Origin of the sequence: Microcystis ichthyoblabe FBCC-A1114 (genome assembly GCF_050500245.1) — a bacterium.
GTDB lineage: Bacteria > Cyanobacteriota > Cyanobacteriia > Cyanobacteriales > Microcystaceae > Microcystis > Microcystis ichthyoblabe_A.
Window position 1 is genome coordinate 1,209,722 of the sequence record NZ_CP191408.1, and the last position, 23,192, is coordinate 1,232,913.

Genomic DNA, 23,192 nt, shown 5'->3' on the forward strand with positions numbered 1-23,192 from the left:
AAAGTTAAGTTAACAAGATATAGTTTAAAAAGCCGTCCTAAAAGGACGGGGCTTTAACCCAAAATTTCGGTAAATTTTAGTCAAACATTTGATTTACTTAGTTTCTAATCCTCTTTTTAGGTAGGAGAATTGTCAGAGCCTTTCTCTTGCCTATTGCCTATTGCCTTCAGAAACTGATAACTGATAACTGATTAATTTCCTCGCCAAAAGATAATCGAATTATTGAGAGGTTGGATGGTGGTACCGGGATAATAGAAAGCGAGAATTTGTTCAGGAGACCAACCCAAACGGGCTAAATTATAGGAACCAAATTGACTTAATCCTACCCCGTGGCCGAAACCGCCACCAATAAAGTTATAACCCTGGATCTGTCGATTGGTATCGTAGATAGGATCGATGTAGAATAGGGTACTGCGAGGCGGTCCTAAGGCACTACGCACCTCATTTTTATGCAGTTCCAAAATCCCCTTATCGGTTTGAATGGTCATAGTCAGAATCCGACCGGAAGGAGAGCGTTTAGTCACTTCCATCCATTGGATTTTCTGGAAGTCGGCCAGGGGATGTTTTCGCCGTGTTAAATAGGTTTCTAGGTCTTGACTCAAATCAGCTAAAGAAGCTTGTTTTTGCCAGCGAAAAACCCGTCGTCCCGTCTCATTAAAACCATCTTTAAGATTAATAAACTGGCGAAAAGTTGTCTCATTAGCGAGGGATTGTTTCGAGAGATCCCAAACTCGATTAGGGGAGTCCACCACTGCCCGGAGATAAGGTCTTTCTTCCCCATCCCACACATCACTAAAGAGGGCAGTTATTCCGCCGGTGGTGGAGGAATAAAGGGCATCCACTAACTCATTTTGGTAGGTTAAAACCAGTCCTTGGGTAGCTGCGATCGCTTGATCAGCCCGGGGATTAGTTCCCGTCAATCCATAATAAACTTGACAATGGGTATCGGCACAGAGTTCGTAATTATCGGCTTGAAAACGGCGGAGATTGCGGAGGGCGTAGGTACGGGCGATAATAGTTTGCGCTTGGGTGGCACTTTCTGGGGCATCATGACCGATTTCGTGGGGGACAACCCCACGCAGGTAGGTTTCAAGGGGAACGTTATTAACTAGGGTAAAAGTGCCGTAGGCGTTGGGCTGTAGGCGCATAGTCCCACCGTACAAACGTACCTGATCGGGGCTATGGCTGACTTGAATCAGGTTTTTTTGGCTCTCGATTTCCAATTCTTTGGGAAAATAGCGCACCCCGTTGATTTGGAAAGAAACTTGCGGCTTTTCTTTGAGTAAAACACTATTAATATAGGGTTGATTGTAGCCTTTGGCTTGCAAACTGGTCAGCAACCAATGTCGCACTAGGGGATTTTCATAAACTTCTCGCTTTGCCCAAACCTGCCAGCGTCCGGGTTGGGTGATTTCCACTTTAATGCCCATTTTTGCCCAGTTTTTGGCGCTATTTTCGGCGGTTTCAAAGGTGGCGTGGTCGCTTAAAATGACTTTTTCTTGGAGGATGGGAGAAGCAAGGGGACGGGGAATAACTTCTAATTGTAGGCGATTGGTTTGCAGGGTTTGGGATTGGCCATCTTCTCCTACCACGCGCAGGGTGAGATTATCACCACTGCTACTACTCAGGGTTAATTTTTCCTTGGCTTCATCGCCAAAACGTTGGACAATGCCCACTCTCAGAAGTACATCCTTGGCCATAGCGGCAGGAATTAGGGTTAAACTGAGCAAGATCGCCGCAGTTATGGAACCGATGCTAATTATTGGTTTTTTTTCCTTGATTTTTAGCATAAAGTCAAGTATCTGTTAATAAGTTTTCATAAAATTTGAGGATATTCAGAGATTATAGCAGCAAGCCGTTGGGGAAATGGGGAAATGGGGAAATGGGGAATTTCAGCTAAAACCCTAAAACCCCAATACTCAACAAAGCACCTAACTTCCCCCATCGCTGATAATGCGTAAACGTACCGTTTTTTGCCCACCCTCATCCAGTTCTACTTCGATCACTTCACTGGTTAAACTTTCTAAACAGGTTAACATCGATCGCAGATGGGGATTACTTGCTCCCGTATCCACATAGAGGCGATCGGACAAACTACCCAAACGTTTCCAAGTAGTATAAAGTTTAGCCACAGCCTGCTCTAATTGTGTGGCTTGTTTAACCAGATCCGCCGCCGTATTTAGACAATCGACGCGCAAAGCTTCTTCTAGAGCCATTTCAATATCTAAATTACCCCGTCGGAGAGTTTGTACTTGGGCCGCCGCGTCGAGATATTTAGCTAAACTGCGTGCTTCCGAGGTGATTAATTTTACCGTGTCCACATCGGGATTAGCGGCGATTTCTTGACGGAGAGTGTCGATATGAGTATCGGGTAACTTTTCTAATTCTTTCACTAGGGGAGCGAGATGACGCGCCGGTAAACTGCCATCGCTGGCTTTTTCCTTCACTTCATCGGGTAGTAAGTCTGAACTCATCGCCGTCCATTCATCGGCCAATTGTTTCACCTCCCGACGAGTAATTCTCTCCCCTTGTCGGGCCGCATCACTGACTAATTTTTGAATTTCGGGGGCAGATTTGGCCGTTTCTACGAAGGCGCGTTTACTAAAATTATTGATACTATCGGGATCCAGTTGTCCTTCTGCTAGGAGAGTATCGGCACTATTAGCCAATTGAATCAGAGCATAAGCTTGACTTTTAGTGATTTCTCGCTGTTTTAACCAGTTTAAAAAGCCCGTACCGCGACTATCACCGCCTTGCTTCTCCCGGTCGCGAATAGCTCGCAAAATTCGCCCCCGCCAGATTTCTGTTTGCAAATCAAAGCGATCGCAAACTTTCCAAAAAGAATCCAGTTGCTGCTGAAAGTCATGATCTTGGATAGTTTCATCTTCGGGATCCGGCAGTTGAAAGTTAAACTCTAGAGGCGTTTCAAAGGCATCAATGATCGCGGAGGTGTCGGAGGAGAACGTCGCAGCATCAACCATAGGATAGACTCGGCAGTTAATCAGGCATTTTATCTTAACTCGCTCAGGCAACCCCCGACAAGCCGATTAATCTTCAGGTAAAACCCCACACCCTGTTCCCACGAACAACTTTTTGCCGCAAACCCTAGTTAGGGGAAGCATTGGGGGGACTCGGACTGGTGACGGGTGCGGAAGGTGTCGTCCCGGTCGTGGGACTCGGACTGGTGACGGGTGCGGAAGGTGTCGTCCCGGTCGTGGGACTCGGACTGGTGACAGGTGCGGGAGGTGTCGTCCCGGTCGTGGGACTGGTGACGGGTGCGGGAGAAATCGATGGATTGGGAGCGGGATGACGACCCAAGAATTGCCAAGCGATCGCAGCCAGCAAACCGAGAACACCGATAGCGATCGCTGCCATCGGGGGTGAAACGCTAGTGAGCGCGGGGGGAAAAGTACGACTAGAAACCGAAGAAGATGCAGGGGAGGGAGTGGGTATTGCCGTCACCACTTCTTCTCCGGGGTCGGTGTCCCCGTTGTGATCAAAATCTTGGTCATTAAGATGGGGAATAATTCGTTCTTTGGCCTCAGCATAAATTAAAGGCCTGACAGTTTCAGCCGCAGGAACTACCCGACAATAAACTAGGGCGATGGTGGAGTTATCGTGACCGTTTTTCTGGTTAGCTAGTTGTAATAAACTTTCCCCCACGGCCGTCACGGTTTTCTCTCCTCGCAAAAGAGGCAGAATTTCACTGTCCCAGTATTGTTCTACCCGATCATAATCACTTAAACCATCGGAACAGAGGAGAAAAACACAATCTTGATCAACAATCAACCTCTGAACAGTGGGATGGAGATTAGTGGCGCTACTCATGCCCAAAGCTTGCACCAAGGCCCCCGCGTTGGGATACTGTATGGCATCACGATAGAGGAGATAGCCTAATTTCACTTCCCTAGAAGCGAGATCATCATCTACCGTCACTTGATGACAACCCTGGGGGGTAATCCAATAGATACGGGAATCCCCCACATGGGCAACGTACATTTCCTGAGCATGGCCAAAGGCCATAACTAGAGTCGTACCCATGCGCCGGCGGTCTTGTCTTGACTCCTGATCGTTGCGTTGACTGATCAGATCATTGGTGACACGAATCGCCTGTTCGAGGACAAGACTGTAACTATCGGGATAGACTTCCATATCAGTGGTGGGACTGGGATTAATTTCCCTAGGCAGGGTTTCGATCGCCAATTGAGAAGCGATTTCGCCCCCTTCCTGACCGCCGATGCCATCACAGACAATCGCCAGGGGATTTTGACCATTAGACAGGGTTATGGCCTGATTAGCTGGGGGATAACAGCCATCCTCGTTGTGTTCCCGCATCGGACCGGTATCGGTGCAGGTGAAAATCTCATAGCTGCGCTCTTGACCTGCACCGTAGTGCTGTAGGGCATAATCGAGAATAGCGATCAGGGATTCTGGGCGATCGAGATCACCGGATTCTAGTTCTTGGGTTAGGGATGCGAGAAAATCTTGAATATTAGCGGCTGCCGTCGGGATCAGACTGGACCAGAAGGCCCCTAAATCTTTGAAATTGGGAGCGGCAGCCTCGTCTTTGCTTAATTCTAGCAATTGCAGCAGCTGATTATTCACTCTCGTCAGAAAAGGGTTAAGCAGACTAGAAACCACAGCTTTTTTCTGGAGGGGATGCCAGAGTTTGGCCATTTGCCATAACCAGTGAATTTGTCTTAAATCGGAAGCTTGCGACCAAACCTCGTCCAGAGTGGGCAATAGTTGTGGATAAATTAATTCTCCGGTTTCATCGAGGGGAATAGTGCCGTATTCTAACAGCCAGATGTCCATTTCTAAGCGTTCGTCGGGACTGGGAATATAGCCATAGACTTGGGGAATATGGAGATGAAATGGTAACAATTTTAGGTAGAGGGAGAGCCAGCTAGGAGGTTCTTCCGGTGCTTGGGGTGCTTGAGCGGGTTTAGTATCAAGAACAATTTGTGGTTGTTTGACCAAATAACGATTATCAATTAGCTCACCAACACGATAATAGGTTCTCACCCAATCACCCATCATCCATAAATAGCGCTTAACTAAAGGAGTACCGCATTTTTCACAGAATCTATTAGTGAGAGCGTTCGAGGATAGACAAGTTAGGTTTTGACATTGGAGGGTTGTCAGGGAGTCCATGAAAACTGCTTACTCCTAAAGCGCGATTAGTATAGGTTACTAAAATAGCGTGTTTTTACCACGTTGACTGCCAGTGTATTGCAGTGTTTCCCAAATTTTAACCTTTGTCGCTTGATCGACAATAATTAGGGTTTGCGGCAAAAAGTTTTTCCTAGGGCCAGGGTGTGGGGTGTGGGGTGTGGGGAGAATAAATAAAATAATCTCCTGTCTCCTGTCTCCTGAATCCTGTCTCCTGACGACCAGCTCCTAAAAGTTTCTAAATATTTTTCCACATCAGCAAAGAGCGAGTTTGAAAGCCGAGATTTTGGTAGAGATTGAGAGCATTGTCGTTATTGATGAAGACCTGTAAACCGATGCGGGTTTGTCCGCGACTTTTTGCCCAATCCTTAGCTCGATCGATTAGTGCGCTGGCGATACCTTGGCGACGATGCTGGGGATCGACGTAAATTAGGAAAATATGACCATAGCGATCGCCTGTCACCTGATCGACGGCGCTCCCCATCCAGAGACAAGCGATCGCCGTTTGTTGTCCTTCGACGATCCACAGGGGAGTATCAAGGCCAAAAAACTGTCTGACTGTATCAGCTAGATGGGAGAGGTTTTTTTGTTCGGGAAAAAATTCTTGATAGCTGCGGGTGAGAAAATTAATGAGTAGATAGCGATCGCCCATTTTGCCCAGTCGCAGCCGATAATCTTCGGGAAGGTTAGCCATGCCAAGGATAAGAGAAAATTATGCCCAGGGATGGCTCGATCGGAGCGGGTGCCGCTAAATCTGCCGGCAAAAAAATCCGGATGCCAGTGGCAACCAGAGCCACTAAAAACACTAAGATAGTCAGGAGCGGGGCGATATATTGTCGGAAAAAAGCCATAATTATTTGATCTCTAAACTGCTGTTCCTTCTATTTTAGGGATTGCCAGTTAGGATATCAGCAATTAAAAAAAATTCGCCCAAAAAAAGTGATCGGCATACCGATCACTACAAACCGACAACTAGACTATGACTAAACACCGATTAAATCTAACGAAGGTGCAAATAGGCCGCCTCTGCTTCTAATTGACGCACTAAAGCTTCATTTCCCTGCGCTCTAGCTACTTCCAGTCGGTGTTGCAAATTTCTGCGGAGTGTTTCTCTATGAGCGACGGTGGCCTGTGTTAGGACTTGCTGACGATTTTTGTTCATGATGGACAGACTTTTGAGCGACTTAACTTACCTTATATCTAAATCATAACATTCTCCTTGGTAAAATGTATCTTTAGCTACTGAATTTCCCATTAAGATTTATTAAAGCCGTTGGCCAACCTAGGGACAAGTCAATGAAGGAACAGGCACTAATAACCCTTACTAGCGATTTTGGACTACAGGACGGTTATGTGGGCATTATCAAGGGAGTAATCGCAGGAATTGCCCCCCATGCTCGCACGATCGATCTGAATCATCAAATTTCGCCCCAAGACCTCTACGCTGGTCGTTTTATCCTCCTGAATGCCTATCAATATTTTCCCCAAGGCACTATTCATCTGGCAGTTATAGATCCGGGGGTGGGAAGCAAAAGACGCGGGGTAGGGATTCGTTTTGCTGGTGGTTATTTAGTCGGGCCAGATAATGGTTTATTTAGTGGCATTTTAAGCCAATCTCCCGCTATATCTGCCGTTAATCTCAATAATTCTTCCTATTGGCGCACCCCTAACCCTAGCACTACTTTTCACGGTCGTGATATTTTTGCTGCTGTGGCCGCTTATTTGGCCCAGGGAGTACCCCTAGAAATATTAGGTGAGATTATTGATCCCGATAGCTTGCAACAGTTAGCGATCGCTGTTCCGCAAATCGAGGAAGATAAAATGAGGGGACAAATCCAATATATTGACATTTTCGGCAATTTAATCAGTAATATTCCCGATTATCTCCTAGAGGGAAAAAATTGGTCAGTGCAGTTGGGTCCAAAAATTATCCCCACAAAAAACACCTATAGTGATGTTCCTTCGGGGGAAATAGTCGCTTTTATCGGTAGTCACGGGGGGTTAGAAATTGCCGTCAATAGTGGCAGCGCCCAAAAGCAATTACACTTAAATATTGGCGATGCGATCGAGGTTAGAATAGATAGGAGTCAGTGATCAAAACTGATAACTGATAACTGATAACTGATATAGCCTTTTAATCAATTTTCATACTAATATCTAACCAAGTAGAACGGGTAACTGGGGCGCTAGTGGAAATATAATCTACTCCTGTTTCGGCCACGTTGCGAATGCGATCGAGGGTAATATTTCCCGATGCTTCTATTTTGGTTTTACTATTAAAATTGCGGATCATCTCCACAGCAGTTTGCATCATCTCTAAATCCATATTATCTAACATAATGATCTCTACCTGCTGCTGCAGAGCTTGATTCACTTCTTCTAATTGACTGGTTTCCACCTCAATTGTGAGAGGATAGGGCATATTTTGCCGTACACGAAGCACTGCTTCCTCAATGCTGCCGGCTGCTTGAATATGATTATCTTTAATCATAATTGCATCATCTAACCCCAAACGATGGTTAATAGCGCCACCGATACCGGAGGCATATTTTTCTAAAATTCGCAATCCGGGGGTAGTTTTGCGAGTATCCACCAATCTTGTCGATAAATCGGCAATTTTCTCCACATATTTGCGAGTTTCACTAGCAATCCCACTCAAGCGCATGGCAAGATTTAAAGCGACTCTTTCCCCGATTAACAGCGCATCGAAGGAACCCTCTATCTCGGCAATAACTTTAGATTTGGGGCAGAATTCCCCCTCGGCAACGGTGGGGGTAAAGTGAATAGTGGGGTTAAGCAGTTGAAAAACTCTTTCAGCTACGGGTAAACCGGCAATAACTCCCGCTTCCTTGGCAATCCAACTAGCTTGACCGATTTTAGCATGACCGAAGAAAATTGCTTGGGTGGTGCGATCGCCTCTACCGAGATCTTCTCGTAACCAGTTTTCTAACAAGGGATCAAGAACTAATAGGGGCGGTAACATAGAATTTATCGAAACAATCGGGACGTATTTATTTTAATTCTAGGAAGGTTTGACCTGTTTGTAAACTTTCTTTAATCGAAACTTATCCCTTCATAGATTAACTCGATCGCACAGTGAAAATCGAGACTAGATAGAATAATTTCTTCCCCTTGACTATAAGCGCAGTAAAACCAAATTTTATCTTCACCGCGACGATAAACCTCAACACTGATCGATTCAGGATCGACTAAAACGTATTCTTGTAAACTAGGAATCTGACGATAATATTGTAACTTTTTAGTGCGATCATAGTTTCCTGTGCTAGGGGAAAGCACTTCAATAATCACTTGTGGATGTTGAATAAAATTACGAGATTGTCTATCCCTAAAATCGCAACTAATCACCAAATCGGGATAAAAATAACGACTATTATTAGCTTGGACTTTCGCATCAGATACATTGACTCGACAGCCTCGCGGACGGAGATGAAGTCTTAAAGCAGTGTAAAAATTCAAGGTAATATCATTATGGGGCAGACTACCCCCAGTCATGGCGATAATTTCCCCATCAATGTATTCATGGCGCAATTCCTGTGTAGCTTCCCATTCTAGATACTCTTCCGGGGTCATTCTTTCTGGGTATTGAGGTTGAGCGATCATTTTTCTTTTTCCTTGTCAACTAACTAAATTAATATCCCATTTCCTTTTTATGTTATACCATTTTCTCAGCCAAAGATTGAAGAATAGTCATAATTAAGCGGCGACTGATTACCCTAATGATAAGATAGAGAGAGAAAGCATTATTGTCGCAGGTCGCTAAGATGACGAAAACAGTTGCCGATATCATGACTCCCAATCCCATCACCGTCACCGCTAACACTTCTCTGTCTGAAGCAGTGAAGATTTTGGCCGAAAAGCGGTTTAGTGGTTTACCCGTGGTGGATGACAATATACGACTGATTGGGGTTATCTCCGAAACTGACCTTATGTGGCAGGAAACGGGAGTAGAAGCTCCTCCTTACATTATGCTCCTCGATAGCGTCATCTATCTACAAAATCCTAGCCGTCACGAGAAATTACTCCATAAAGCTCTCGGTCAAACCGTGGGGGAAGTAATGACCGATAAACCTATTAGTATCACGGCTGATCGCCCTTTGAAAGAAGCGGCCTCGTTAATGTATGATCGTCATGTGCGTCGTTTACCGGTGATTGAGGAAGAAACCCACAAAGTAATTGGTATTGTCACTCGCGGCGATATCATTCGCGATATGGCAAAATCGGAAGCATAATGGCTTTTCTAGGGCAACAATTAACTAAAAAGTCTTGAACAAATGAATCAATCTCAGGAAACGGTTACTTATTCCCTAGAAACTATCTTGATGCGGATTGAGGGAAAAATCGATTCGTTACAAAAAGATGTGAGGGATTTAAAGGTAGGACAAGCGGTGTTAACGGGAAAAGTTGAGGGAATAGAAAATCGACTAAACTCATTAGAAGGAAACCAAAAATATCAGGTTTGGGCATTAATTGTCCTCTTAGCCGGGGTAATTGTGAAAAATTTTTTTCTGAGCAGTAATCCCTAAATTCTTGCTTCCCTTGCAATTTCTCGGCTCTTCTAGGTTCTGTGTGATAAGTTTAACTTACATAGTAGGATAGATCGATCTTTGTGTCCTTTGTGTCTTTGTGGTTCGTTTCACCCCCTTGCTAGGAGCAATGTATCTTAGAATACATTTTACCCACCAAATCCAAGAGAGCCATTTCTCTAACAACTATCAGGATGAAGCGCCGTCAATTTCTCACTACTACTGCCCTAACTGCTCTTAGTTTTGCCCTAATTCCTAGAAAAGTTTTTAGCAGTAATTTTCCTCTAATTAAACCGCCACATCTACAACCGGGCAACGGAGTGGGTATTATTAGTCCGGCGGGGGCAACTTTCAAAGAAGATGATTTGAACATAGTTATCGAGGCAGTTAAAGCTTTAAAATTAGTCCCAAAAGTTGGTCAACACGCTTTAAATCGTTATGGTTATTTAGCTGGTAAAGATAGGGAGCGAGCGTCGGATATAAATCAATTTTTTGCTGATGATAATATTGCCCTAATTTTACCAATTCGCGGCGGTTGGGGTAGCACTCGTTTATTACCTTATCTCGACTACGATTTAATTCGTCGTCATCCGAAAATCATCTGTGGTTTTAGTGATATAACTTCCTTATTATTGGCTATTTATGCCAAAACTGGTTTAGTTACTTTCCATGCTCCCAATGCCTTTTCTAGTTGGCGCACCGCTCAAACTGAAAGCTTTCGACAGGTTTTATTTTCTGGGGAAAAGTTAACTTTTAGAAATCTTCCCGATCCCGATGATGCTAATCGTTTAATGCAGGTAAAAAACCGCATTCAAACTATTACTAAAGGTCAGGCAAAAGGTCAATTAATCGGCGGTAATTTAACCACTTTAGCCTCAATAGTTGGCTCTCCCTATCTACCAGATTTTACCGGAGCTATCCTATTTTTGGAAGATATTGGTGAAGATGTTTATGAAATTGATCGACTGTTAAATCAATTAAAATTAGCGGGAATTTTCGATAATTTAGTTGGATTTATCTTCGGTCAATGTAGCAATTGTAGTGCCAATAGTGAGTATGGTTCCTTAACTTTAGAAGAAGTAATCAGAGAATATATCCAACCCTTAAAAATTCCCGCTTGTCTAGGATTAACTATCGGACATTTAGAAATTATTGAAACTATTCCCATCGGTATTGCAGTAGAATTTGATGCTAATCGGGGAACAATCACTATGTTAGAATCGGCGGTTAGTAAACCCTAAAATAGGTGACTGTTGCTATTCGCTTTTTTAACTGATAAAGGAATATTTAGACTGGCGAATTCGGCTCCATCTTATTATTAGACTAAATCCTTGGCTCTTCTCGACTTTGTGTGATAAGTTCAACTTATATAGTCGCGATCGATCTTTGTGTCCTCTGTGTCTGGAGTGGTTCCTTCCACTCCCTCGCCCGCAAGACTGTATCTTAGAATACATTTTACCCACCAAACCTGGGAGAGCCCCTTTGAGTATAGGCTAGTTATCAGGAGAGGCACTCATGCAAGAGGCAAAAGCTTCAGAAGCTGATTACTGATTACTGAAAAAAGCTGATCACTGTCGTGGTTGTACGGGGAAACCTTGACGCTGCAACACTTCCGCCGCATCTTGGCCCGGTTGATAGTTGATACCGAGGGTAGAGGTGGCCGTATCTTCGATGATTTTGGGAGTGAGGAGAATAATCACCTCCGAGCGACTATTCTGATTGGTACGACTGCGGAATAAAGCCCCTAAAATAGGAATATCCCCTAAAATCGGCACTTTTGTCTCAGAACTTTGTTGGCGCTCTTGTATAATCCCGGAAAGAATTAAACTCTGTCCATCCCGGAGACGAATTAAACCCGATAATAATTCCCGGGTAATCAAAGGAGTCAATTGGTTGATTGTCGCCCCACCGCTATTAAATGGAATCTGGGGACCTGGTTGGGCAATTGTAGGCGCAACATTTAAACTGATGTAACCATTATCATCAATTTGATTCACATCGACGGTTAAGGTCAGTCCAGCATCACCAAACACAGGAGTTGTAGTTCTCACATTGCCATTGCTATTGGTATCAATTGTTGTTTCAACACTGACCAGCACTTTCTGGGTCAGCTTCACGGTGGCCTGTTGACCTTCCTGCACCACCAGCGAGGGATCGGTGAGAATCTTGGCATTTCCTGTCTGAATTGAGGCTTGCAGGGTCATCAGGAATCTTTGGGGATATTGAAATAGGGTCGGGGGTTCGTATTCATACTCTATTATTCCCGTCTCTGGGTCAATATTAACATCACTCAAACCGGGTTGGAAGGGGTTAACAGTGCGACCAAAACTGGGACGAGCATAGGGTGTTGTGCCACCTACAAAGTCATTCGGTCCCTGGTTAACACGGCCAAAGGAAGCGCCATTCTGAACATCAAAAAAAGGTGCTATTTCCTGGTCCGCGTTTGTACTCCCCGATATGATATCGAAAATCGGCACAACAGGCTGTGCAAAAGCCCCCGGTCTGCCTACAGTCTCACTACCGGGTGGGTTCATATTACCAAAGTTCAGCACTGCCGCCCCTCCATCTTGAACGAAGAAACCATCGTTAAACCCGAAGGAAAAACTACTGCGAAATTCGTCCGTATTGAGCAGATTGACATCGATAACTTTGACGTTAACCACCACCTGACGGCGACGGGCATCCAGTTGGGTTAATAAGGAGGTGGCGATCTGGACTTGTCGGGGTTCGCCGATTAAATTGATAGAATTAAGGCGCTCGTCGGCGGCAATTCTTAAACCAGTTAAAAGTAGGGCAGCTTTTGAGCCTTCTGTGTTTTGGGGTTTCAGTGGCTCTAGGGTGGGAGGAACATCCCGGCGACCGACGACCCGTTGGGTGAGGGGATCGACGATATCCTCGGTTTGGGTAACTAAACGCTGGTATTCTGCCCCTTGGGTGGCGAGGAAAGTGGCGGCGGCGACGGCTTTAACTTGGTTGAGGCGCAGGGTGCGGCTAATCAGATTACGAGCGCCCTGGGGTAATTGCGCCCCGACAAAGATGGTCTTACCCTGACGGTTGGCCTGGAGTCCAGAAACTAACAACACGGCGTTAAAAATGTTTTCCACCGATTCGTTAGTAAATTCCAAGGAAACTGTCTGAGAAGTGGCGTTAGCTTCCCCCTGGGCGCTGGTGAAAACGACGTTATAACCGGCAATGTTAGCAAGGGTCATTAACACTTCTCTAGCGGAAGCTTCCCGCAGTAAAACACGAGGTACGGTGATATTGCGATCAAATTTGATCTTTTCGGCACTAGCATCGATATTAGAGATGGCAATATCTCCCACTGGTGGGGCGACGGCCCGGGGTAGGGTGGGAGCGCCGGGGGCTTGAGGTATGCCTTGAATGATAATTTCCGGATTGGGGACAAGGGGCGCACTTTGGGCAAGTAGTTTTTCACTGTCTAAAATGCGATCGCTGATTTCCTTTTCTACGGCCGCGCTGGAAGGGACAAGCTGATTTAGCGATTTTTGTAAAGTTTCTTGACTAAACTCTTGCGAAAATTCAATTTTTGATGTAGCAGATTTTAACTCTGAACCATGGAAGGAAATGGCGGTTTCGGCCAAGACGCTCAGGGGAGCCATCAATAAAAACGAGGCAATTGGGGGGATAAACAGAGCATAACGGGACGGATTCACTTTAACTTCACTCCTCAACGATTACGGGATTCAACGGACAAAAAACGCAATACTCACACCGGATTGAAGACTATTATTGGCGCGGACTGGCGGAGGGTTGACCTTCGGCGGGGGGTTGACCTTCAGGAGGTGGGGGTGGTGCTAACTTGGCTAATTCGGCGGCACTGAGAGGAATAATTACATCGAGAAGAAAAGTCGTGGTCACGGGTCGATCACCTTGGGGAACGATAGTGGCCTTATTGTTGCCAGTACTAACTACTTTAAACGTCGATCCTTGCTTTTCCATCTGGGTATTGAGACTGTTGAGCAAAATGAGCGGCTGTAATCTTTCTAAATCCCGAATAACCTCTTGAGTGTTAACATAGTTTCCTTGAATCTTGACGTTAAAAGTTTGACGTTTGAGCTTATTATTAACCTCACTACCAAGGGAACCATCGGAGACTACCACCGGTTCTAGTCCTTGGGGTTGAAAACTAACCAGCTTAACATCGCCAGACTTAAAGATATTACTAACATCTAAGAGAATAGTGCTTAAGTCCCTTTCTCTAGCAAAAAGCGAGAGTATTTGCTGTTTCATAGCTTTTTGTTGTTGTAACTGACTCTCGATTTTTTGGAATTCTGAAAATTCGAGACGGCTTTTTTGTTGATCTAGCAGTTGTTGTTTGTCGGCGGCATCGGTTTGCAGTTGCTGCAAGGTATCATAAGCGGGCATCACCCAGTTAAAAAGCAGATAGAGAGAGCCAAGTAAACCTAGCATAGCGGCAGCGATGCCACTATTACGGGGAGTAAAATTTATCCCGAAAGCGATAGGATACTCCTGAAATTCCTCTAATTTCAGCTTCTCAAATTCTTCGTTAAAGGTCATGGTTGAATCGCTCCTTGGCTTTTGAGAGTATTAATCCTAGTGATAACTCCGATCGCTCCATTCCTGACCAGATTGGGCAGTTGTTGAGTGGTGGGAGTATCACTTAATTGGGCGGTGATCACAAATTGAACCACTTGGGGGAAAGTAATATTAATATTTTTATACTGATTGTCCACCTCTACGGGTAAATCGGCCAGGGCAGCACTTTCGATCACCGTTTGCTTACCCTGCAAAAAAGGAGAAGCTTGTAGAGTTAAGAGATAATCATTGACTGCTTCGTAATTACTGGCAAAACCACTGATTTTTAAGCGCGTAGCCGAATTGGGTTGCCCTTGATTGGGGTTCGCGGGAACCTCCACCTGTTGCACACTATTTAACTGCACCCTAGGAGGAGTTTGTTGGCGAATTTCTTGGAGAATGGCTGACCAAGAACTAATCTGATTGAATACACCCACCAGAGCTTGATTTTCTGCTTCTACCGCCTTTAGTTCCCCTCTGATGTCTTCTAGTTTTTTACTTTGGACTTGTACTTGACCTAATTCCCCGTCCAATTGCTGAATTTTGGCCTGAGCTTCGCCAGTTTTCCAACCGACGGCTAAACCGAGTAATCCCATCAGTGCCAATAATCCGGCCCCAACTCCCACACCGATGAACAGGGGTATTTGTTTACTTCGGTCAATAACGGTGGAAACCTCGAAGTTAGAGGCTGTTTGGCTAAGATGGCGATCTTTAAGAAAATTAACGTCAAGACTATACATAATTTCTGTTTATACCGATACTTTTTTGCTAACATTGATTAAGCTAAGACGTATTTTAATCGCTTATTCTTGGATTAGCCGAATTTCCCCCAATCCCTTTACTTTTGCCTCTTGCCTCGTTTCAACAAGCAATTTGAATTAGGAACAGCTTAACATTTCTGTTAATGGGTTAACAATGCACGCTCAAAGAGTCTTTGAACGAGGGTGTATCTACCAGAGCAAGAAGGAAGAACCCCCGTACTCCCTTAGGATACCTGTCCATTTGTCGCCCATCAATTTCTGATTTAATTACTTTTTTTCCACCCAAATTATCGATTAATTCACCAGTCCGGCTACCTGTCTTTGACCTATAAGCTTCACAACAATTTATAACGGTTTTTCCGTACTCAAATGCCTTAGATCTTAAGAATATTTTAAACTGATACTGTGACCAAGTTAACATCTGTCTAACAGACTTTGATTGGATTTTTCTTCCAGACCTTAAGACCATTTCTGATACTTCAAATGTCGGCAATAAAATCCCATCGAAGTTTTCTACTAAGAATCTAGCTACTTTGTGATGTAGTTCATCAACTAGGTTTCTAATTCTTAATCTTAGTCGGTTACAGGTGTTATGATGGCATTTACAGGTTTTGGCTTTAACTTTAGTGGAACGAAAACTTAAGTCATCTAAATGATAGCACAAACGAAGACTTCTAATCACTTTAAAATGAGCGGTAATGTCTTCACTCATTGACAGTCTTGCCCCTTTGAGAGCCAGTTTCAGATCAGACCTATCCATAATATTATCTTAATACTAAAAGTTTTTCTAGTTAAGGAATCTAACCAAGTAAAAATGATTTTAATTGTCTCATATTTTTTCAGTGCAATTGAATTAGCAACGATAGATATACATTTCAGCCATATAAATAGTCAGTTAGTACACAAGCTAAAAGCAAGCTGTGATTGGGTTATAATTTTTGAAGATATCTATTGTCGATAATATCATCGGGTAATTTTGAGAGGGTGTTCGGTGAGCTCAGTCGAGCCGTTGGCCAGGGTTCTTTTTTTGACTTGATCTCCTTCTTGATAGGAATCTGGTCGAAGAACAGCGGGAGGGTAATTACGATTAGGAACTTTTTCTATATACATGACCTCTATTCTAGCAAATGGAGAGAATTCTTGTCCATTAATAAATGTTACAAATTACATGGCTCCATCAAGAAAAGTTAATGGGTGTATCCATTGATGGATAAAGGTTTTCGGCTATTATAGTAGATATGTATGGGGGAAGTTCAGTAATAAGTCTATGACCAATTGATCTCTAATAACCCCGGTGGTGGCGCAATCTCGATGCGTGCCGCTTTCAGATCCACCAGTGGAACAATTTCTTTGACAAAGGGAACCAGGGCCGTGGCTTTTGAGTCGGAGGAAGGGCTTTTTTTCTTGACAGAGGCGAGATTTGCTTCTAGTTGCACTGCTAAAATGTCATTACCCGCCCACAAAATATCTACTACAACCCCGATTTTTTCTCCTGTCAGGTGATGATAAACCTCCAAGTTTACTAGCTCACTAACATGATATTCATCCGCTTTTAGGCGAGGTTTTTCCAGTTTATTCGCCCATAATTTATATCCGCGCAAAGCTTCGGCCTGTTCCCGATTTTCAACCCCCTCTAACTTGATAACATAAACATTTTTGCCCGGTAGCTCACGTCCCCTGAGCAGCGTAATTTCTCGGATTTCTCCCCCTTGGGTCCCTTGTATTCCCCTAATACCTCGCTTCTGAAAACGTTCGGGAAAATCTGATACCGATAAAACTCGCAATTCTCCCTCCAGTCCCTGGGGTGCTACTATTGTCCCAATTTCTAGCCAATTTTCTTCCATTGTCTCGATATGTTTTGCTATAGCTTTCCCTAGTATATAGCCTTTTTTGTCTCGCTCCTAGATTTTTAAAGTCTTGGTAAGGTAAAATTTTTAGTTGACCTCTACTCCTGACCATTTTTTGACTTTTTACTGGTGGCTTTTGACTGAATTATGACTATTTGGCAAGCGGATTTTTATAAATCTTCATCTTCTTCCCCTCTTGGCACAGTCTGGCAATTGTTAATTTCCGATCCTCTCGGTCATCTTATCTATGAAAATTCCTGTCCCCAATCCCAAGCTAATAGCGACTGGTTAACCCAACAGTTAGAGCAAGCTTGTCAAGTCTCCCCCCCAGAAATTATCCAAGTTTTTCGCCCCCAATGCGCCAATTTATTTCTCCTTGCTGGTCAGAATTTACAGATCAAAATCGAGTTAACCCGTCACGTTAACGCTCTGAAAAAACAGCTAGAATTACGGCAAATCCCCATCAATATCGACTCTCCTCCACCGCAACCCCTACCCGACCAATTTTTAGGTCAAGAGTGGCGTTTTGCTCGTTTTCCCGCCGTTGATTTAGTTAACTTTTTTGGCGATCGCAGAATACCGATTCTTTCCCTACCAGAGGCCTTTTCTCCTTTAAAATTGGGTTTAGCCTCCACTCTCATGATCCCCGGTGTGGTTATTACCGGTGGTAAAAAATCTCTGGCGATCGCTCGTTGGTTAGAGGAAATTAACCCGGTATTTATCGATCATATTCCCACAGAAACGGGGCGATCGGGCGGTTTAGTCTTGGAATCGGGTCTAAATGAGCGTTGGATTTTTCTGACCTACGAAGATGAAGAAGTGGCCCTGGCAGCCAATGTTCATCAGGCAACCAAAGAGGAAAGCCAAGGTTTACACTTTCTTCTCATACAACCGGATGATTCTGGTCGCACTTTTACCGGCTTTTGGTTACTGAAGCAGGTTTAACCCCCAAGCTGTCCCCAAGAGGCAAAGAATACCCGCTAAACCCGCTAAAGGTTGGTTATAGATACCTTTAACCCAAACTAACCCAGAATCGCTGTAAGACATCAATTCGGCACTGTCTAGCAAAGCTAATCCCCACACCCAACCGCTATGAAGTCCCCAAGCTAATCCTAAACTACCATGATCGATCGCCCGCGCCCAGACCAGAACCATCCCCATCAGAAATAAACCGGGTAGTTGCGGCAGCGTTTGCTGACGTTCCCAAAGCAAGTGCAGCAGGGCAAAAATTAGGCTAGAAATGGCTCCCGCCACCCAAAAACCGTATTCTTGGCTTAATTGGCTCAAAAAGATGCCCCTAAAGATTAATTCCTCGGTAATACCCACCCAGAGAGCCACTATCAACAGGGGTAAACTCAAGGCAAAAGCACGAGTTAGGTTTTTGGGCTGCCAATGTACCCAGGCCAAAATCCCCTCCAGAAAAAAAATTATCCCTAATCCCACCACTGCCAAGATTAATCCTTTGGTTAGGGAGATAAATAGGGAAAATGACCAAATTAATCCGTAATTATGGAGGCTGCTCCCCTCTATCTTGAATAATCCCCAGATAACTAAGGGAGCCAAGGCGTAAAGAGAGGCCACCAGGGGCAATTTCTGGTCAGGTTTTGTCCCTTGCAGCGGTTGCCATCCCAAACGACTCCCTAAACTAATGGCAATCGGCAGCCAGAGAATTAACCAGGCTAACAGGAAAATAATAATTTTTATTAAGGCAGCCATGTTCATTGTCAATTAGGTGTCAGAGAAGTGGGGTGTGGGGTGTGGGAAGAATAAACAAAAATAATCTCCTGAATACTAACTCGGAGTCTCCTGTCTCCTAACACCCATAAAACAAACCCCCTAGGCATAGGATAACTGTGGAACTCTGCTCTGGTAAAGCCTAGCTCCAACAAAAATCCATCCCTAGGGGGTTGCGAAAAAGAAGAAAAAGTGCTTAAGGAAAACCCCTCAAGTTGATAAAAGAGGCGGTCAGGGGTTAGAATTAGGGGTAAGAATCTATATTGTCTTCTTAGTCGGTCTTGTCAAAACTAGCCCTTTTGACTGCCGATTTTTTTTGTCCTTATCCCTACTCCGTAACCTATTTAAGCTTCTACCGGTTCTTCTGATTCCGTTTGTTTGAGGTGGATGTGCTTGTAGCCAAGTTTGATTTCAAACTCATCGCCGGGCTGCAAGTTCATTTGTTCGGTATAGGTGGAACCGATGACGATTTGACCATTTTTATGGACACTAACCCGGAAAGTGGGTTCGCGGCCGCGGCCATCTTTAGTGCCTTCGGGATCGAGAGGAACCCCTTTTGCACCTAAAACAGCATCGTAAAAGTCGGTTAAATTGACCCGAACCTGGCCATCTTTACTTTGAGAGTAGTAACCACAACGTTTTGCCGTTTCGCGACGGGGTAAGTGGGATAACTCTTTGACTTTTTGTAGTAGAGCTTTCCCGGTTAGGGGAGTAGGAGAGATGTCACTCATGGTACTTTTTAATGTTCCTTGATTTTTGACTGACTGTCAATTAAGTTTACACTGACAAATTGATCATACCAAAAATCTTGTCAAAAATGTCTAGAGGGGAATAATAAATTTTTTAAAACTGATGGTTCGGTGATGACAATCGTGCTAAGAAGACCCCGGACTAGGTAGTAAGTATAAACCTTGTGGGGGAGAGGAAATTTTTGGCCAAGACTCTGGCAATTTTTGGTCGGGTGCGGGGAAAACAGGGGGGAGAAAGTGAGGACATAAAACCGTTTAAGCTATACTTAGCAAGGAATTGAGAAACTATACTTGTGGTTGGAGTTGGCAAAAAACTAATGACCCAGAGCAGTAAATCCGGGGGGATTAAACTGTTTTCGAGCGACTTCCCCATCTATCATTAGACCTAGATACCCACCCCTTGGCTCAACCGACCGGGGAAAATCTTAAGGATTAATTACCATTACTAGCTCCCCCTTGGCCCGTTAACATCGATTATCCTGAGTATTAGGAGTCCCTCATCCCCGTGCCGAGTATGGAAGTTTCTTTTAAAATTCTGCGTCAACGACCCAACGACACCCCCTACCTAGAAAATTTTACCCTAGAGGTGGAGGCGGGAAATACAATTCTCGACTGCCTTAATCGCATCAAATGGGAACTTGATGGAACTTTGGCCTTTCGTAAAAATTGCCGCAATACAATTTGTGGCAGCTGTGCGATGAAAATTAACGGTCGTTCGGCCTTGGCTTGTCAAAAAAATATCGCCAGTGAATTAAACCATTGTAGCCAAAAAGATGCCGGAGAAATTCCCGAAATCACGATCGCCCCTCTGGGTAATTTACCAATTATCCGGGATTTAATCGTCAATATGCAACCGTTTTGGGACGATTTAGAAAAGGTTGAACCTTATATTAGTAGTCAAGCACGCACCATTCCCGAACGAGAATTTCTGCAAACTCCAGAAGAAAGAGCCAATCTCAATCAGATGGGTAACTGCATTATGTGCGGGGCCTGTTATTCGGAATGTAATGCCAAGCAAGTGAATCCTGATTTTGTCGGTCCCCACGCTTTAGCAAAAGCGCAGCGCACCCTAGCAGATTCCCGCGATGGTAATCAAGAAGGTCGCCTAGAACTTTATAATCAAGGCACCGCCGGGGTTTGGGGGTGTACGCGTTGCTATTTCTGTAATGCGGTTTGTCCCATGGAAGTGGCCCCCATGGATCAAATCGGTAAAATTAAACAGGAAATACTCGCTCGCAAGTCGGACGATAGTAGTCGTCCCATTCGTCACCGGAAAGTTTTAGTGGAATTAGTCAAAGCAGGGGGATGGGTTGATGAACGCAAATTCGGCCTCTATGTGCTGGGCAATTATTGGCGCGATTTACAGGGTTTATTAAGTATTGCCCCCTTGGGATTGCGGATGATTGCTAAGGGTAAATTTCCCACTTCCTTTGAAGCTTCCGAGGGAACCGAGGAAGTGAGAGGTTTAATTACTGCCATTCAAAATTCTTCCTCTTGATCACTCTCGATGGTTAGAGTAATTCTGAGATGATTATGATCTATATTCTATTTGACTGGAGAACCCCTTATCATGTTCGATCGAGATAGTATCCGTGGTTTTTCTGCCCTAATCACCCTTGTGGGAGTCGCTTCTAGTTTGGGTTTTAGCTTCAACGCACCAGCTTTCTCCCAAGCTACCTCTAACAATTTACCATTACTCTTAGCCCAAAAAAGCGAAAAGGTGCGAGTAGCGGTTTTAGACTTCGATTATAGCGGTCTCAGTAATCCCCAGTGGTTAACATTTTTCAATGGTGGGGCCAGTGGTGTCAGTGATATTCTCGTCAATAAATTGGTAGAAAGTGGTCGCTATACAGTCATTGAGCGCAGTCGCATTGATGCTGTCCTCAGAGAACAAAATTTTGGGGCTTCGGGACGGGTAGATGCCGCTACCGCTGCTCAAATCGGGCAAATTTTAGGGGTAGATGTGGTGATTATCGGTTCGATTACCCAATTCGATTTACAAAAAAAACAATCCGGTGGCTCGTTTATTATTTTTAGCACTGCCAAGACAGAAACCGATGCTTTTGTCAAGTTAAATGTCCGGGCAATTAATACCACCACGGCCGAAATTATTACCACCGCTCAGGGAGATGGTAGTGCCAATCAATCCGATGGTTCAACCGTGGTTTTAGGGGTTGGGGGTGGTTCCCAAACCTCCAACGAAGGGAAATTACTCAGTATTGCCACCGATAAGGCAGTGGCGCAGGTGGTGGATAATCTCAATGATAAAGCCGACCAAATCGCCGCTACACCTCGCTCGCTCCCGACTGTCACCGCTTTAGTGGCTGCCGTGGCGGGAAATCAGGTAATTCTCAATAAAGGTACGGGAGAAGGCTATCGTGTCGGTTTACGCATTTCCATCGAACGGACGACCCAAACGGTCAAGGATCCGCAAACGGGTAAGGTGATCCGTCAGATTACTCAACCGATTGGCACTCTCGAAATTGTCGAAGCTGATGGTCAATCTAGCGTCGGTCGTATCATTACCGGTAATGGTTTTAAAATCGGTGATTTAGCTAAACCGATTCGTTAGTTATGAATTATGAATTGGGGAAGTGGGGAAGTGGGGAAGTGAGGAAGTGGGGAAGTGAGGAAGTGGGAAGATCGGTAAACTTAAAACTCAAGTCTGATCACTGATAACTGATCACTGATAACTGATCACTGATAAGTGAACACTCAGGAAAATTTGAAGTTATGTAAAGCGAACCTGGGGGTCAGGTAAGACAACCGATAAAATTTATGATTGGAATCCCTTGGATATTCCCTAGACCAGAGCGATTAACGAAAACTATCAAAAAATGGTACAAGATCAAAAACCCACGGTGATCATTACTGGGACAACTTCTGGAGTCGGTCTCTACGCCGCTAAATCCCTTGCTCAAAGAGGTTGGTTTGTGGTTATGGCCTGTCGGGATATCCCGAAAATGGAACAGGCTGCCAAGGAATTGAACATTCCCCGGGATAACTACTGTATTGAATTTATCGACCTCGGTTCCCTCGATAGCGTCCGGCGCTTCGTTAAAAATTTCCGGGCCTTGGGCCGCTCTCTAACCGCTTTAGTCTGCAATGCCGCTATCTATCTGCCTTTGCTCAAAGAACCCTTAAGAAGTCCCGACGGTTATGAATTGAGCATGGCCACCAATCATTTAGGTCATTTCCTGCTCTCGAATTTGCTCTTGGAAGATCTAAAAAATTCCCCTTCTCCCGACCGCCGTTTAGTCATTCTCGGCACTGTCACCCATAATCCCGATGAATTAGGCGGTAAAATTCCTCCTCGTCCCGATTTGGGCGATTTGGAAGGGTTTGCCAAGGGTTTCAAAGAGCCGATTACTATGGCCGACGGCAAAAAATTTGAATCGGTCAAAGCCTACAAAGATAGTAAGGTGTGTAATGTTCTCACCATGCGGGAACTGCACAAACGCTATCACGAATCGACCGGAATCACTTTTACTTCCCTCTATCCGGGTTGTGTGGCCGATACACCCCTTTTCCGCAATCATTACCCCTTTTTCCAGCAGTTTTTCCCCTGGTTCCAGAAAAATATCACTGGTGGCTATGTTTCCCAAGAATTAGCTGGGGAAAGAGTGGCCATGGTGGTGGCTGACCCCCAATACCGTCAATCTGGTGCTTACTGGAGTTGGGGCAACCGTCAGAAAAAAGAGGGTAAATCTTTTGTACAAAGGGTTTCTCCTCAAGCTCGCGACGAGGAAAGAGGCGAAAAAATGTGGGAATACAGCGCTAAATTAGTCGGATTAGCTTAAATTCCGATTTTGAACCTAAAAAAGGACA

General features: G+C 44.6%; 23 protein-coding genes. 8 read left to right on the top strand and 15 right to left on the bottom strand.

Annotated features, from left to right (window positions below):
• Nucleotides 1-191 precede the first annotated feature (191 nt).
• From ACQY1Y_RS05855 to pirA, 6 genes are all read right to left on the bottom strand, one after another.
• Nucleotides 192-1,790, bottom strand: coding sequence for a SpoIID/LytB domain-containing protein (locus ACQY1Y_RS05855; protein WP_430014166.1), 1,599 nt, complete (start codon nt 1,788-1,790; stop codon nt 192-194).
• A 141-nt stretch (nt 1,791-1,931) separates the two neighbouring features.
• A complete protein-coding gene (locus ACQY1Y_RS05860) occupies nt 1,932-2,981 on the bottom strand; it encodes a hypothetical protein (RefSeq protein ID WP_002734161.1) in 1,050 nt (349 codons plus the stop codon).
• A gap of 124 nt (nt 2,982-3,105) precedes the next feature.
• On the bottom strand, nt 3,106-5,154 hold the full coding sequence (locus tag ACQY1Y_RS05865; protein WP_430014167.1) for a PP2C family protein-serine/threonine phosphatase: 2,049 nt from the start codon (nt 5,152-5,154) through the stop codon (nt 3,106-3,108).
• A gap of 256 nt (nt 5,155-5,410) precedes the next feature.
• Nucleotides 5,411-5,866 carry a GNAT family N-acetyltransferase gene (locus ACQY1Y_RS05870; RefSeq protein ID WP_002750513.1) on the bottom strand — a complete coding sequence of 152 codons (456 nt, stop codon included), beginning with the start codon at nt 5,864-5,866 and terminating at the stop codon, nt 5,411-5,413.
• Nucleotides 5,859-6,023: a hypothetical protein gene (locus ACQY1Y_RS05875; RefSeq protein WP_002732944.1), complete on the bottom strand. Its 165-nt coding sequence runs from the start codon at nt 6,021-6,023 to the stop codon at nt 5,859-5,861. The genes ACQY1Y_RS05870 and ACQY1Y_RS05875 overlap by 8 nt, the downstream gene beginning before the upstream one ends.
• A 149-nt stretch (nt 6,024-6,172) precedes the next feature.
• On the bottom strand, nt 6,173-6,334 hold the full coding sequence (pirA, locus tag ACQY1Y_RS05880) for an arginine synthesis PII-interacting regulator PirA (protein ID WP_002733724.1): 162 nt from the start codon (nt 6,332-6,334) through the stop codon (nt 6,173-6,175).
• Nucleotides 6,335-6,468: 134 nt separating this feature from the next.
• Here pirA and ACQY1Y_RS05885 point away from each other — a divergent pair, with 134 nt between their 5' ends.
• A complete protein-coding gene (locus ACQY1Y_RS05885; protein WP_002750510.1) occupies nt 6,469-7,266 on the top strand; it encodes an SAM hydrolase/SAM-dependent halogenase family protein in 798 nt (265 codons plus the stop codon).
• A 40-nt stretch (nt 7,267-7,306) separates the two neighbouring features.
• Here ACQY1Y_RS05885 and nadC read toward each other — a convergent pair whose 3' ends face one another.
• Both nadC and ACQY1Y_RS05895 read right to left on the bottom strand, forming a co-directional pair.
• On the bottom strand, nt 7,307-8,155 hold the full coding sequence (nadC, locus tag ACQY1Y_RS05890) for a carboxylating nicotinate-nucleotide diphosphorylase (protein WP_002750509.1): 849 nt from the start codon (nt 8,153-8,155) through the stop codon (nt 7,307-7,309).
• A 71-nt stretch (nt 8,156-8,226) separates the two neighbouring features.
• Nucleotides 8,227-8,793 (bottom strand): Uma2 family endonuclease, encoded by a 567-nt coding sequence (locus ACQY1Y_RS05895; protein ID WP_002746445.1) that lies wholly within the window; start codon nt 8,791-8,793, stop codon nt 8,227-8,229.
• Nucleotides 8,794-8,954: 161 nt separating this feature from the next.
• Here ACQY1Y_RS05895 and ACQY1Y_RS05900 point away from each other — a divergent pair, with 161 nt between their 5' ends.
• From ACQY1Y_RS05900 to ACQY1Y_RS05910, 3 genes are all read left to right on the top strand, one after another.
• Nucleotides 8,955-9,422, top strand: a complete 468-nt coding sequence (locus tag ACQY1Y_RS05900; protein ID WP_002750505.1) for a CBS domain-containing protein — start codon at nt 8,955-8,957, stop codon at nt 9,420-9,422.
• A gap of 42 nt (nt 9,423-9,464) precedes the next feature.
• Complete coding sequence (locus ACQY1Y_RS05905; RefSeq protein ID WP_287233006.1) at nt 9,465-9,716, top strand: hemolysin XhlA family protein; 252 nt, start codon at nt 9,465-9,467, stop codon at nt 9,714-9,716.
• Nucleotides 9,717-9,910: 194 nt separating this feature from the next.
• Complete coding sequence (locus ACQY1Y_RS05910; RefSeq protein ID WP_430014168.1) at nt 9,911-10,957, top strand: S66 peptidase family protein; 1,047 nt, start codon at nt 9,911-9,913, stop codon at nt 10,955-10,957.
• Between the two features lie 327 nt (nt 10,958-11,284).
• On the opposite strand, the gene ACQY1Y_RS05915 is transcribed toward ACQY1Y_RS05910, so the two are convergent.
• The 5 genes from ACQY1Y_RS05915 to rimM form a co-directional block, all read right to left on the bottom strand.
• Entirely contained in the window at nt 11,285-13,390 is a 2,106-nt protein-coding gene (locus ACQY1Y_RS05915; protein ID WP_430014169.1) for a secretin N-terminal domain-containing protein, read from the bottom strand.
• Between the two features lie 73 nt (nt 13,391-13,463).
• The gene (locus ACQY1Y_RS05920) at nt 13,464-14,255 is read right to left on the bottom strand and encodes a hypothetical protein (RefSeq protein ID WP_002750499.1); all 792 of its coding nucleotides are present in this window, start codon (nt 14,253-14,255) and stop codon (nt 13,464-13,466) included.
• Entirely contained in the window at nt 14,252-15,013 is a 762-nt protein-coding gene (locus ACQY1Y_RS05925; protein WP_430014170.1) for a PilN domain-containing protein, read from the bottom strand. Before ACQY1Y_RS05925 ends, ACQY1Y_RS05920 begins: the two co-directional genes overlap by 4 nt.
• A 169-nt stretch (nt 15,014-15,182) precedes the next feature.
• Nucleotides 15,183-15,794 (bottom strand): transposase, encoded by a 612-nt coding sequence (locus tag ACQY1Y_RS05930; protein ID WP_130756784.1) that lies wholly within the window; start codon nt 15,792-15,794, stop codon nt 15,183-15,185.
• Nucleotides 15,795-16,299: 505 nt separating this feature from the next.
• Nucleotides 16,300-16,878: a ribosome maturation factor RimM gene (gene rimM, locus ACQY1Y_RS05935; RefSeq protein WP_430014171.1), complete on the bottom strand. Its 579-nt coding sequence runs from the start codon at nt 16,876-16,878 to the stop codon at nt 16,300-16,302.
• A 150-nt stretch (nt 16,879-17,028) separates the two neighbouring features.
• On the opposite strand from rimM, the gene ACQY1Y_RS05940 reads away from it, so the two are divergent.
• On the top strand, nt 17,029-17,826 hold the full coding sequence (locus tag ACQY1Y_RS05940) for a Tab2 family RNA-binding protein (RefSeq protein WP_430014172.1): 798 nt from the start codon (nt 17,029-17,031) through the stop codon (nt 17,824-17,826).
• Here the strand turns inward: ACQY1Y_RS05940 and ACQY1Y_RS05945 are convergent.
• Nucleotides 17,809-18,603: a CPBP family intramembrane glutamic endopeptidase gene (locus ACQY1Y_RS05945; protein WP_271935201.1), complete on the bottom strand. Its 795-nt coding sequence runs from the start codon at nt 18,601-18,603 to the stop codon at nt 17,809-17,811. The genes ACQY1Y_RS05940 and ACQY1Y_RS05945 overlap by 18 nt on opposite strands.
• Before the next feature lie 356 nt (nt 18,604-18,959).
• A complete protein-coding gene (locus tag ACQY1Y_RS05950) occupies nt 18,960-19,346 on the bottom strand; it encodes an AbrB family transcriptional regulator (protein WP_002734386.1) in 387 nt (128 codons plus the stop codon).
• 532 nt (nt 19,347-19,878) lie between these two features.
• Here ACQY1Y_RS05950 and ACQY1Y_RS05955 point away from each other — a divergent pair.
• From ACQY1Y_RS05955 to ACQY1Y_RS05965, 3 genes are all read left to right on the top strand, one after another.
• Nucleotides 19,879-20,862: a succinate dehydrogenase/fumarate reductase iron-sulfur subunit gene (locus ACQY1Y_RS05955; protein WP_002732817.1), complete on the top strand. Its 984-nt coding sequence runs from the start codon at nt 19,879-19,881 to the stop codon at nt 20,860-20,862.
• Between the two features lie 72 nt (nt 20,863-20,934).
• Complete coding sequence (locus ACQY1Y_RS05960) at nt 20,935-21,936, top strand: CsgG/HfaB family protein (protein ID WP_430014173.1); 1,002 nt, start codon at nt 20,935-20,937, stop codon at nt 21,934-21,936.
• A 265-nt stretch (nt 21,937-22,201) separates the two neighbouring features.
• Nucleotides 22,202-23,164, top strand: coding sequence for a protochlorophyllide reductase (locus ACQY1Y_RS05965; RefSeq protein WP_002750483.1), 963 nt, complete (start codon nt 22,202-22,204; stop codon nt 23,162-23,164).
• The last annotated feature ends 28 nt before the right edge of the window (nt 23,165-23,192 follow it).